Origin of the sequence: Paraburkholderia hiiakae (genome assembly GCF_904848665.1) — a bacterium.
GTDB lineage: Bacteria > Pseudomonadota > Gammaproteobacteria > Burkholderiales > Burkholderiaceae > Paraburkholderia > Paraburkholderia hiiakae.
This window is the reverse complement of the sequence record NZ_CAJHCQ010000007.1, coordinates 299,192-311,268: the sequence shown is the minus strand read 5'-3', so window position 1 is coordinate 311,268 and position 12,077 is coordinate 299,192. Positions and strand designations below refer to the sequence as shown.

At 66.2% G+C, this 12,077-nt stretch carries 8 protein-coding genes; 4 read left to right on the top strand and 4 right to left on the bottom strand.

Annotated elements, in window-relative coordinates:
- Nucleotides 1-29: 29 nt before the first annotated feature.
- Nucleotides 30-758: a 2-C-methyl-D-erythritol 4-phosphate cytidylyltransferase gene (gene ispD / locus JMY28_RS16320; RefSeq protein ID WP_201696952.1), complete on the bottom strand. Its 729-nt coding sequence runs from the start codon at nucleotides 756-758 to the stop codon at nucleotides 30-32.
- 202 nt (nucleotides 759-960) lie between these two features.
- Here ispD and mfd point away from each other — a divergent pair, with 202 nt between their 5' ends.
- The 4 genes from mfd (at nucleotide 961) to mscL (ending at nucleotide 7,516) form a co-directional block, all read left to right on the top strand.
- A complete protein-coding gene (gene mfd, locus JMY28_RS16315; protein WP_201696951.1) occupies nucleotides 961-4,440 on the top strand; it encodes a transcription-repair coupling factor in 3,480 nt (1,159 codons plus the stop codon).
- Between the two features lie 184 nt (nucleotides 4,441-4,624).
- Nucleotides 4,625-5,848, top strand: coding sequence for an acetylornithine deacetylase (gene argE / locus JMY28_RS16310; RefSeq protein ID WP_201696950.1), 1,224 nt, complete (start codon nucleotides 4,625-4,627; stop codon nucleotides 5,846-5,848).
- A 21-nt stretch (nucleotides 5,849-5,869) separates the two neighbouring features.
- Complete coding sequence (locus JMY28_RS16305; protein WP_201696949.1) at nucleotides 5,870-6,880, top strand: threonine/serine dehydratase; 1,011 nt, start codon at nucleotides 5,870-5,872, stop codon at nucleotides 6,878-6,880.
- A gap of 189 nt (nucleotides 6,881-7,069) precedes the next feature.
- Complete coding sequence (gene mscL, locus JMY28_RS16300; protein ID WP_201696948.1) at nucleotides 7,070-7,516, top strand: large conductance mechanosensitive channel protein MscL; 447 nt, start codon at nucleotides 7,070-7,072, stop codon at nucleotides 7,514-7,516.
- Nucleotides 7,517-7,615: 99 nt separating this feature from the next.
- Here mscL and JMY28_RS16295 read toward each other — a convergent pair whose 3' ends face one another.
- The 3 genes from JMY28_RS16295 to JMY28_RS16285 all read right to left on the bottom strand — a co-directional run bounded on the left by JMY28_RS16295 (nucleotide 7,616) and on the right by JMY28_RS16285 (nucleotide 11,954).
- Nucleotides 7,616-9,613, bottom strand: a complete 1,998-nt coding sequence (locus tag JMY28_RS16295; protein WP_201696947.1) for a hybrid sensor histidine kinase/response regulator — start codon at nucleotides 9,611-9,613, stop codon at nucleotides 7,616-7,618.
- A 110-nt stretch (nucleotides 9,614-9,723) separates the two neighbouring features.
- A complete protein-coding gene (locus tag JMY28_RS16290; RefSeq protein ID WP_201696946.1) occupies nucleotides 9,724-10,224 on the bottom strand; it encodes a response regulator in 501 nt (166 codons plus the stop codon).
- Between the two features lie 77 nt (nucleotides 10,225-10,301).
- A complete protein-coding gene (locus tag JMY28_RS16285) occupies nucleotides 10,302-11,954 on the bottom strand; it encodes a sensor histidine kinase (RefSeq protein ID WP_201696945.1) in 1,653 nt (550 codons plus the stop codon).
- Between the last annotated feature and the right edge of the window lie 123 nt (nucleotides 11,955-12,077).

Below are 12,077 nucleotides of genomic sequence, written 5' to 3'. Positions count from 1 at the left end.
GGGTTCCGGGTAAATGGATTGCGGTGCGCTTATTCTGCGGGCCGGCTGAGGATCGCCTCGGCGAGCGCGAAATCTTCGGGGTACGTCACCTTGAAGTTGCGCAGGCTGCCCTGCACGAGACGCGGCGCGTGACCGAGCCACTCGATCGCGCTCGCTTCGTCGGTGAGATCGTGACCGTCTTGCTGCGCGCGCTCGATGGCCGTGCGCAGCATGCCGATGCGGAACATCTGCGGCGTCTGGGCCTGCCAGAGTCCGTCGCGCGATTCGGTGCGCGCGATATGTACGCCGGGCGCGCCGGGCGCCGCGGGGTCCTTCGGCGCGACGCGCTTGAGCGTATCCGCCACCGGCAGCGCCATGATGCCGCCCACAGGGTCGTCCTTGAGCGACTCGACGAGCCTGCGAATCAGCGCCGGCGTGATGCCGGGACGCGCGGCGTCGTGCACGAGCACCCAGTCGTCGTCGGTTGCGCCGAATTCGGCGAGCGCACCCAGGCCGTTGTAGACCGAAGCCTGGCGCGAGGCGCCGCCGCAGCGCCGCACGGCAAAGCGCAAGCCGCCGAAGCGCCGGGCGTCGAAGTGGTTATCGTCGGGAGAAATCACTACCAGCGTCTGCGAGAATTCGTTGCAGGCGTCGAAAGCGGCGAGCGTATAGTGCAGGAGGTCGCGTCCGGCAACGATGCGATATTGTTTCGGCATGGCCGAGCCCGAACGGCTGCCGGTGCCGGCGCACGGAATCAGGGCAAAGAGGCGTGAAGTCACGGTGTCGCGAGCCGCATGAGTCAAAGTAAAGGACGGATTTTATAATAGGTCCCTTGCCCGCACGCCGGACGCCTGCAAAACGTCAGCAAACCGCGCCGAATTCTCTTGAAGACCAGAAACCGGCCCCCATATTCTGGCGTTGCATTCCGCCCGAACTGAACTGGCCACCATACCGACACACGCGTCGGCCACCCTGTTGCCTATGTCCGATATCGCCGCTTCCTCGCAATCTCCGTCCCCCGTCGCCGTCGTCAAGCCGGGGCAGCGCTACGCGTTCGACGGCACGCACGGCTCGTCCGATGCGCTCCTGATCGCCCGCTACCGCGAGGCCGCGCGCGCCGGCACCGCGCATCCGCCGCTGCTGGCCGTGATTTGCGCAAGCGCCGTGGATGCCCAGCGGCTCGCCCAGGAGATCCCGTTCTTCGCGCCCGAGGCGCGGGTGCGCCTCCTGCCCGACTGGGAAACGCTGCCATACGACACGTTCTCGCCGCACCAGGACCTCGTCTCGGAGCGTCTGGCCACGCTGCACGATCTCGGCGAAGGCCGCTGCGACGTCCTTATCGTGCCGGCCACCACGGCGCTCTACCGCATGCCGCCCGCTTCGTTCCTCGCAGCCTATACGTTCTCGTTCTCGCAGGGCGAGCGCCTCGACGAAGCGAAGCTCAAGTCGCAGCTCACGCTGGCGGGCTACGAGCATGTGAGCCAGGTGGTGCGCCCGGGCGAATACTGCGTGCGCGGCTCGCTCATCGACCTCTTTCCGATGGGCTCGCCGCTGCCCTACCGCATCGACCTCTTCGACGACCAGGTCGACTCGATCCGCGCGTTCGATCCGGACAGCCAGCGCAGCCTCTATCCCGTGAAAGACGTGCGCTTGCTGCCCGGCCGCGAGTTTCCGTTCGATGAAGCCTCGCGCACGGCGTTTCGCAGCCGCTGGCGCGAAGTGTTCGAGGGCGACCCGAGCCGCGCGACGATCTACAAGGACATGGGCAACGGCGTGCCGTCGGCGGGCATCGAGTACTACCTGCCGCTCTTCTTCGAAGAGACGGCTACGCTCTTCCACTATCTGCCGGAAAACGCCCAACTGGTGTTCTCGGGCGACCTCGACGCCTCGATCCGCCGCTTCACGAACGACACGAAGCAGCGCCACAACTTCCTCTCGCATGACCGCGAGCGGCCGATCCTGGAGCCGCAGCGCCTCTTCCTGACCGATGAGGACTTCTTCGCGTTCGCGAAGCCCTTCGCGCGCCTCGTGCTGCCCGCCGCGAGCGCGGGCGGCTGGGCCACGGCGCTGCCGACCCTCGCGATCGACCGCCACGCCGACGACCCGCTCGCCTCGCTGCGCACCTATCTCGACACGACGAAGAACCGCGTGCTGTTCGCGGTGGAGTCGGCGGGCCGGCGCGAAACCATCGCGCAACTACTCGCCGACAACCATCTGCGCCCCGGAAGCGCGGATAGCTTCGAGGACTGGCTCACCGGCGACGAGCGCTTCGCGCTGGGCGTCGCGCCGCTTTCCACGGGCTTCTCGCTGCCGGCAGAGGAACTCGCGGTTATCACCGAGTCAGAGCTTTACGGACCGCTTGCGCGCCGTGCGGGACGCCGCCGCCAGGAACAGGCGAGCAACGTCGATTCGATGGTGCGCGACCTCTCCGAACTCAAGGTGGGCGATCCGGTGGTCCACGCGCAGCACGGCATCGGCCGCTATCACGGCCTGGTGACGATGGACCTCGGCGAAGGCGACACCGAATTTCTGCACCTCGAATACGCGAACGGCAGCAAGCTCTACGTGCCGGTCTCGCAGTTGCACGTCATTTCGCGCTACAGCGGCGCCGATCCGGATAGCGCGCCGCTTCATGCGCTCGGCTCGGGCCAGTGGGAAAAGGCGCGCCGCAAGGCCGCGCAGCAGATCCGCGACACCGCGGCCGAGCTTTTGAATCTCTACGCGCGGCGCGCCGCGCGCGAGGGCCACGCGTTCGCGCTCGAACCGCGCGACTACGTCAAGTTCGCGGAGAGCTTCGGCTTCGAGGAAACGCCTGACCAGGCCGCCGCGATCGCCGCCGTGATCGGCGACATGACGAGCGGCAAGCCGATGGATCGCCTCGTATGCGGCGACGTGGGCTTCGGCAAGACGGAAGTCGCGTTGCGCGCGGCGTTCATCGCCGTGATGGGCGGCAAACAGGTGGCGATTCTCTCGCCCACCACGCTGCTCGCCGAGCAGCACACGCAAACCTTCACGGACCGCTTCGCCGACTGGCCCGTGCGCATTGCCGAGCTATCGCGCTTCAAGTCCGCGAAGGAAGTGAGCAGCGCGATTGCGCAGATCAACGACGGCAGCGTCGATATCGTGATCGGCACGCACAAGCTGCTTTCATCCGATGTTCAGTTCAAGCGCCTCGGGCTCGTAATCATCGACGAGGAGCACCGCTTCGGCGTGCGTCAAAAGGAGGCGCTCAAGGCACTGCGAGCGGAAGTGGATGTGCTCACGCTCACCGCCACGCCGATTCCGCGTACGCTCGGCATGGCGCTCGAAGGCCTGCGCGACTTCTCCGTGATCGCGACCGCGCCGCAAAAGCGGCTCGCCATCAAGACTTTCGTGCGCCGCGAAGAGGAGAGCGTTATTCGCGAGGCCATGCTGCGCGAGCTCAAGCGCGGCGGCCAGGTGTACTTCCTGCACAACGAAGTCGAGACCATCGAGAATCGCCGCGCGATGCTCGAAGCGCTGGTGCCCGAAGCGCGCATCGCCGTCGCGCACGGTCAGATGCACGAGCGCGAACTCGAAACCGTGATGCGAGATTTCGTGGCGCAGCGCGCGAACGTGCTGCTCTGTACCACGATCATCGAGACCGGCATCGACGTGCCGACCGCGAACACGATCCTTATCCACCGCTCCGACAAATTCGGCCTCGCGCAATTGCACCAGTTGCGCGGCCGCGTCGGGCGCTCGCACCACCAGGCGTACGCGTATCTGCTCGTGCATGATCCGCAAGGGCTCACGAAGCAGGCGCAGCGGCGGCTGGAAGCGATCCAGCAGATGGAAGAACTCGGCTCGGGCTTCTATCTGGCGATGCACGACCTCGAAATTCGCGGCACGGGCGAAGTGCTCGGCGACAAGCAGTCGGGCGAGATCCAGGAGATCGGCTTCCAGCTCTACACGGACATGCTCAACGACGCCGTGAAGGCGCTCAAGGACGGCCGCGAGCCCGATCTGAACGCGCCGCTCGCGGCGACCACCGAGATCAACCTGCACGCACCCGCGATCCTGCCAGCCGATTATTGCGGCGACGTGCAGGAGCGCCTGTCGCTCTACAAGCGCCTCGCGAACTGCGAGCACGACGATTCGATCGACGGCATCCAGGAAGAGCTGATCGACCGCTTCGGCAAGATGCCGGCGCAGGCGCACGCGTTGATCGAAACGCATCGTCTGCGACTGGCGGCGAAGCCCCTCGGCATTACGAAGATCGATGCGGGCGAAGCGGTCATCGGCCTGCAGTTCGTGCCGAATCCGCCCGTGGACGCCATGCGCATCATCGAGATGGTGCAGAAGCACAAGCACATCAAGCTCGCGGGCCAGGACAAGCTGCGCATCGAAACGCGCAGCCCCGACCTCGCCGTACGCGTGGCTACCGTGAAGGAGACGTTGCGCGCGCTCGGCGCGCCCAATCGCGCTGGCGCGTCGCGCTGAACGCCTTTGCCGCACCTTCGGACGCCCGCGCGGACTGCCCTCCGCGCGGGCGTTTTCACATCATGTTGCAGCGCGCCATGCACGCCGCAAGTGCCCGGACCATGAGACGCCGCACCTTCCGCAGCTTTGGCTTGCCGCATTCTTTTTGGGTAAGATGAAGAATACAAGCAAGCTGGAGTCCAACATGTCCCTCGCCGCTGAAACAGCGCAGTCGTCTACGCCTTCCGCCTCCCTTCCCGCCTCGCTCCCCTGGGTCACCCGCCTCGTTTCGATGGACACGGTCAGCCGTCATCCGAATCTCGGGCTGATCGAGACCGTGCGCGACGATCTACGCGCGCGGGGCATCGAATCGACGCTCACCTATGGCCGCGACGGCAAGTGGGCCAACCTGTTCGCCACGATCCCCGCGCATGACGGCGAAACGAACGGCGGCATCGTGCTCTCCGGCCACACCGACGTGGTGCCCGTGGACGGCCAGAAATGGGACAGCGACCCGTTCAAGCCCGAGATTCGCGACGGCCTGCTCTATGGCCGCGGCACCTGCGACATGAAGGGTTTCATCGGCGCGGCGCTCACGCTGCTGCCCGAGATCCAGCAGACGAAGCTCGCCAAGCCCCTGCACCTCGCGCTCTCGTTCGACGAGGAAGTGGGCTGCGTGGGCGCGCCGCTCATGATCGAAGAGCTCGTGAAGCGCGGCGTGAAGCCCGAAGGCTGCATCGTGGGGGAGCCCACGAGCATGCGCCCCATCGTGGCGCACAAGGGCATCAACGCGTACCAGTGCTGCGTGCGCGGCCAGGCCGCGCATTCGTCGCTCACGCCGCGCGGGCTGAACGCAATCGAGTACGCGGCGCGTCTCATCTGCTACATCCGCGACATGGCCGACGAATTCCGCTCGAACGGCCCGTTTGACGAGCTTTACGACGTGCCGTTCACGACCGCGCAAACGAGCACGATCGAAGGCGGCAACGCCATCAACACAGTGCCGGCCGAATGCCGTTTCGCGTTCGAGTTCCGCAATCTGCCGACGCTCAACCCCGACACGATCTTCGCGCGCATCGAACAGTACGCGCGCGAAACGCTCGTGCCGAAGATGCAGCGTGAGCACGCGGTGGGCGCGATCGAGTTCACGAAGATCGCCGCGGCCCCCGGCCTCGACGCCACCGAGCAGGCCGCGATCACGCAACTCGTGCGCGCGCTCACCGCCGACCAGGCGCGCCGCAAGGTGGCCTACGGCACCGAGGCGGGCCTCTTTGCACGCGCGGGCATTCCGAGCGTGGTGTGCGGGCCTGGCGACATCCAGCAGGCGCACAAGCCGAACGAATACGTCTCGCTCGAACAGCTCGCGGCCTGCGAAGGTTTCCTGCGCAAGCTCGTGCACGGCATGTCCGTCGAAGCCCTGGCGCAGTAACCACGCCGGACGCGCATCATCATGTCCACCGCCGCGCCGCTGCCCACCAGCCACACGATTGACGGTGAGGCGATCCCCACGCTCGACGAGATCGCCTCGCAGCATTTCGCGCTCGCGCCGTGGGTGTTGCGCACGCCGGTGTTCGACCGCCACGATCTGTCCACGCTCGAAGCGACGCTCGTGAACTTCAAGTTCGAACTGCTGCAGTCGAGCGGCAGCTTCAAGGTGCGCAGCGCGTTCACGCATCTGCTCGCGCTCGATGCCGCGCAACGCAGCGCCGGCGTCACGTGCGTTTCGGGCGGCAATCACGCCATTGCGCTCGCGTATGCGGCGATGCGCCTTGGCATCAGCGCAAAGGTCGTGCTCTTTCGCACCACAAGCGCGGCGCGCGTCGCGCAATGCAAGCGCTTTGGCGCGGAAATCGTCGTGGCGGACGACAGCAGCGAGGCGTTCGAGATCGTCCGCCGTATCGAGACCGACGAGGGACGCTATTTCGTGCATCCTTTCAACGGTTATCGCACGGTGCTCGGCACGGCCACGCTCGGCTATGAATGGGCCACTCAGGCGCCCGATCTCGACGCGGTCGTCGTGCCCATTGGCGGCGGCGGTCTCGCAGCGGGCGTTGCCACGGCGTTGCGGCTCGCGAACCCACGCGTGCGCGTATATGGCGTCGAACCCGAGGGCTCGGACGTGATGAGCCGCAGCTTCGCCGCGAACCACACGGTGGGCCTGACCCATATGGACTCGATCGCCGACTCGCTCATGGCGTCGCATGCGGAGCAATACAGCTATACGCTGTGCCGCCGTCATCTCGAGCGGGTCGTCACGGTCTCCGACGATGCGTTGCGCAGCGCGATGCGCGTGCTCTTCGAGCAACTCAAAGTCGCTGTGGAACCCGCTTGCGCCGCCGCCACGGCTGGGCTGCTCGGGCCGCTGCGCGACACGTTGCAAGGCAAGCGTGTAGGCGTGCTGCTGAGTGGCACCAACACCGATCCAGCGACCTTTCACCAGCAGCTCTCACTCGCGCTCTGAAGCCAAAGGCGGCCTAAAGTCAGTGCGATGGGCACGCCACGTGCGTCCGCCAGAACTTCGTCGCCAAGCCTCGGCAAAACGTCAGGGAATGTCAAATTGCTACCGCGATACGGATGCGTTCGCTATGATTGCGCCAATACGCCGTATTGACCCCAGCCCCGTGCCGCGCCATTCAGGGAGAGCCCGCTCATGAGCATCGTCCAGGAGTTCAAGGAATTCGCCGTCAAAGGCAACGTGATGGATCTCGCCGTCGGTGTGATCATCGGCGGCGCGTTCTCGAGCATTGTCAACTCAATCGTGAAAGACCTCATCATGCCGGTCATCGGCGTGATCACGGGCGGCCTCGACTTCTCGAACATGTTCGTGCGCCTCGGACACATTCCTGCCAGCTATAAAGGCAACCCCGAGTCTTACAAGGATCTGCAGACCGCGGGCGTGGCCGTGTTCGGTTATGGCTCGTTCATCACCGCGGTGATCAACTTCGTCATCCTCGCGTTCATCATCTTTTTGATGGTGAAGTTCATCAACAAGCTGCGCCAGCCGCAACCCGCCGCACCGGCCGAGGCGCCGCCCACGCCCGAAGACGTGCTGCTGCTGCGTGAGATCCGCGATTCGCTGCAAAACAATCCGCGCTGAACCGCGCTAGAGTACAGACAAAAGCCCGCGCCGCCGCAAGGCCGCGCGGGCTTTTTTGTGCCCGGCTCAAGGAAACGGCAGGGAAACGTCAGGGAAGGGTCAGGGAGCAGGCGCGGCGGAATCGGGCTCGGCCCCTGCGCCGCGCGCGGCCACGGCCTCTTCGATCAGCCGTTCGAGCTGTTCGAAGTTGACAGGTTTCGTGAGATGCGCGGTGAAGCCCGCTTCGACGCTGCGGCGCACGTCGTCGTCGGTGCCGAAGCCGGTGAGCGCGACGGCGGGCGCCGTTGATTGCGCACGAAACGCGCGGATGAAGTCGATGCCCGAGCCATCCGGCAGGCCGATGTCGCTCACCACGAGGTCGAAGGCCATGCCGGCCGTAAGCGCGAGCGCGCCAGCCACGCTGCCCGCCACCGCCACCTCGTGGCCGCCGGAGCGCATCAGTTGCGACATGACCTCAGCGGTGTCCTCGTGATCCTCGATGAGCAGGATGTTCAGCGCGCCCACCCGATGCGGCCCGCGCAGTTCGGCGATTGCGGCCGCGCCCTCGCCTCGCGCGGCGGTCGGTAGCACGATGGTGAAGGTCGCGCCGCAATGCGCACCGGGGCTTCTCGCGCTCACGCTCCCGCCGTGCGCCTCGGTCAGCGCCCGCGTCACCGCGAGACCTAAACCGAGCCCGCCGAACTGACGCGTGAGATTGTGGCTACCCTGTTCGAAGGCATGAAAGAGCTTGCCGATCTGCTCGGGCGCGATGCCGATGCCCGTGTCCTCGACCTCGATCTCCACGTGCATGTGCTCGTCGCGCGTGCGCACGTAAATGTGGCCGCCATCGGGCGTGAACTTCGCGGCGTTGCGCACGAGATTCCAGAGCATCTGCTGCAGGCGCGCGCGATCGCCGCGCACGTAATGCTGCTGCGCGCGCAGGTCGATGTGCACATCCTGCTGCTTGATCTGGATTTCGCTATGGAAGAGCTCGAGCACGGCCTCGATCACCTCGTGCACGTCGACCGTGTCGGGCGCGAGGCTCAACTTGCCATTGGCCACGCGTGTGAGATCGAGCAGGTCGTCGATCAGACGCGCCTCGAGCTCGATATTGCGGCGGATCATCAGCACACCTGAGCGCGCCGCGTCGGGCAGGCCCGGGATCTGCTCCAAGAGGCGCGTGCCCGCGAGCACCGGCGTAAGCGGCGTGCGCAACTCGTGCGAGAGCATGGCGAGGAAGCGGTCTTTTGCGCGGTTGGCTTCTTCTGCGGTCTGCCGCGCAGCTTGCGCCGAGGCAAGCAGGCGCTCGCGCTCCTCGGCCGCCTCGCGTTGCGAGTCGATATCGGTGCAACTGCCGAACCATTTGTTCACGCCGCCACGTGGGTCGCGCATCGCAACGATTCGGACATCGAACCATCGATATACGCCATCACGGCGGCGAATACGCAACTCATGGCGATAGTCGGTGGCACCGCTGCCCACGGCCTCGAGCCAGGTGTGGCGAATCTCTTCGCGATCGTCGGCATGCACGGCGTCGAGCCAGGCGAGCCCGTGCGACCGGCCTGCGTCCAGCCCCGTGTAGTCGAGCCACTGCTTCGAGACAAAGTCGCAATTACCGTCCGCGCCGCAGGTGAGCACGAGGTGCGGCAACGCTTCGGAGAGCGTGCGGTAGTGTTCTTCGCGGTCGCGCAGCAGTAGCGCTTCGTCGGAGGCGCGCTGCAGCGCCACCTGCGAGAGCACGCGCGCGACGGCTTCCGGCAGATAGTCGAGATAGTCACCCGATTTCGGCACGACGTCCGAGACGCCAGCCCGCAGCGCGGCGATCACGCGAGATTCGTCGGTGAAGCCCGTCACGAGGATCGCGGGCACGCGCACGTCGTCGGCGCGCAGGCGGCGGAAGAAGTCGAGGCCCGTCTCCGCGCCGTCGAGCTGATAGTCGAGCACGAGCACATCGGGCGTTTGCACGGCGAGCAACGCGCGCGCCTCCCCGACGCCCGTGCAGGCGTCCACGCGCGCACCGGCGCGCAGAAGCGATTTGCGGGCGAGGCGCAGGATGCCTTCGTCGTCGTCGACGACGAGCACGCGCGCACCGCCGAGCATCGTGGGTTCCTCAGTCATGCGCGAAGCGTCCCTTCGGGCACGCGTCGGGCTTGCCGCCGCTCTTGCCGCCTTTCTTCCATTCGGTAGCCAATGCGTGATGATTCCATGCGCGATGCCTGCATGATTCGTTACTGGGCGCCCACCGGTCGCGCCTGGACGAAGCGATGCCCCGGCGGCAGCTTGACGACCTGGAGAAAGAAGCCGAGTCGACGCACGGCCTCGATGAACGCGTCATATTCGACCGGTTTCGTGATGTACACGTTGCAGCCGAGCTCATAACAGCGTTCGATCTCGCGAGGGTCGTCGGTGGTCGTGAGCACGATCACCGGCAGCGACGCCGTGGCCGGCTCCGCTTTCAGGCGCCGCAGCACCTCGAAGCCGTCCACGCGCGGCATGCGCAAGTCGAGCAGCACGACGAAATTGCCGAGCGCGTCGCGCGACGGCCAGTTCGTCGTCGCGGCCGGATTGTCGCCCGGCGTGCCGAAAAAGTAATCGAGCGCCTCCTGGCCGTCGCGAAAGCGCAGGAAGCTGTTCGAGATCCCCGAACGCCGCAGGTTGCGCTCGACCAGCGTGGCATGCCCGTCGTCGTCTTCGATCAGCACGATGCCTACCTGTTCCCCGTTCGTCATCTCGACTCTCCTACGTACTGCATGATCTTTTCAAGGCTTGTTGAAAGCTTGCCGCCCGGCGCGCGCCCGAATGCCCGCTATGTGGTACGCAACGGCTGGTCCGGCAGCGCGACGAAGAACGTCGAGCCCGCGCCCTCGGTCGATTCGACCCAGATGCGCCCGCCATGCCGCTCCGCGATACGCCTGGCGAGCGCGAGCCCCGTGCCCTGCCCGGGCGATTCGCCGCCGTGCAGCCGCTGAAAAGCGCGGAACAGCTTGGGCAGATACGCTTGCGCGATACCAACGCCATTGTCGCGCACAAAATAAGTCCGCGTACGCTCGCCAGGCTCCCCGGCCTCTGTTTTTCCTGAGTCCTTTCCCGTGCTTTTACCGGGTTCGCCGGCGGATTCTCCGCCTGCCGCGAGCGCGCCGATTTCGACCCGGCCTGGCCGCGCGGGATCGAGATGGCGCAACGCATTCTCGATGAGGTTGCCGAATATCTGCTCAAGCGCCGCGGGATCGCCCCAGGCGGGCGGCAGTTCGCCCACCTCGATGCGCGCAGCCTGCGCGCGTTCCTCGGCGAGGCCGCCGAGCACGCGCTCGACGAGCCGCGCAACGTTCACGCGCTGCCAGCGGTATTCGAGGCGCCCGGCGCGCGAAAGACGCAACAACGCGTCGATGATGGCCGCGGCGCGCGAGACCGCCTGACGCAGAAATTGCAGCGATTCATCGACGTCGCCGTCGAGCACTTCGGCCATCTCCCGATACTCGTGTTCGGGCAGCCCCACCGCGGCGACCTGTGCGCGCAAGTCGTCGCACGATACCTGCAGCTCCTTCGAAAAGCCCTGCAGGTTCACGAGCGGCGAGCGCAAATCGTGCGACACGCTGTAGATGAACATCTCGTTGTCCTGACTCTCCTGGCGCAGATGTTCGTTGGCGCTCGCGAGGTCCGCGGCGCGCGCCTGAAGCTGCGCCTTCAGCGCGGCCTGCTCGCGCTCGGCCACGCGCAGCCGCGCGCTCGTCTGATGGAGCACCGCATCGAGCGCGGCGATTTCATCGTTGCCCGTGAGCGGCGGCGCGAGCGGCGCGCCGTCCCCCAGGCGTTCGGCGTTGGCGCCGAGCGCGGCAAGGCGCACGCCCACGTTGCGCGCGAACGCCATGGCCGTGAACGCCCAGATCAGCATCGAGCCCACCACCGCAAAGATGAGCGCGTCCTGCTGGCGCTCGCGCGTCTCGCGCAGCATGGCCGCGCGGGCCTCGTCGAGCCGCGTTTCCTCGGCGATGAAGTCGCCGAGCACTTCGCGCACCGTCTCGATCTCCGGAGGCATGCCGTTGCCCGCCACTTGCGCGAACGGCGCGCTGTGGCCCATGCGCAGTGCATCGGCGATATCGCCCGCTTCCTTGCGCCACGCATAGGCGGCGTCGCGCATCCGCTCGACACGCGCAAGTTGAGGAGGATTGTCGGCGACCATGCGCGCGAGCAGCGTGATGCGGTCGGCGAACTCGGTCCAGACGGCGTGGCGATCGATGAACGAAGGGTCTTCGAGCACGATACCCGTGCGCACGCGGGCGGCTTCGCGCAGCAGCGGGTCGACTAGACTGTTGGCTTGCCAAAGGATTTGCTGCGTGTTTTCGGCGCGTTTGGCCGCGAGCGCGGCCTGCCCCTGCGTGTCGAACACGACGCCGAGCAGCGCCAGTTCGACAGCGCTCGGAATCGCGATCAGCAAGAGCCCCTTGGCGAAGAGTTTCATGTCTGTCTGCTTCAGTGGCGGGTCTGGGAGGCGCGCCGTGCTTTTCGCCAATTTTTTTGCAATGCGTCTTGCACTGCTTTTTGCAACATCTCGCGCCGCGTGTCCCCGTGCGACGCCAGTCGG

Bases quoted from the DNA above. Each gene is read 5' to 3' on its own strand.
- JMY28_RS16285 (WP_201696945.1), bottom strand. From the start codon at position 11,954: ATGAAACTCTTCGCCAAGGGGCTCTTGCTGATCGCGATTCCGAGCGCT.
- JMY28_RS16305 (WP_201696949.1), top strand. From the start codon at position 5,870: ATGTCCACCGCCGCGCCGCTGCCCACCAGCCACACGATTGACGGTGAG.
- JMY28_RS16295 (WP_201696947.1), bottom strand. From the start codon at position 9,613: ATGACTGAGGAACCCACGATGCTCGGCGGTGCGCGCGTGCTCGTCGTC.
- argE (WP_201696950.1), top strand. From the start codon at position 4,625: ATGTCCCTCGCCGCTGAAACAGCGCAGTCGTCTACGCCTTCCGCCTCC.
- mscL (WP_201696948.1), top strand. From the start codon at position 7,070: ATGAGCATCGTCCAGGAGTTCAAGGAATTCGCCGTCAAAGGCAACGTG.
- mfd (WP_201696951.1), top strand. From the start codon at position 961: ATGTCCGATATCGCCGCTTCCTCGCAATCTCCGTCCCCCGTCGCCGTC.
- JMY28_RS16290 (WP_201696946.1), bottom strand. From the start codon at position 10,224: ATGACGAACGGGGAACAGGTAGGCATCGTGCTGATCGAAGACGACGAC.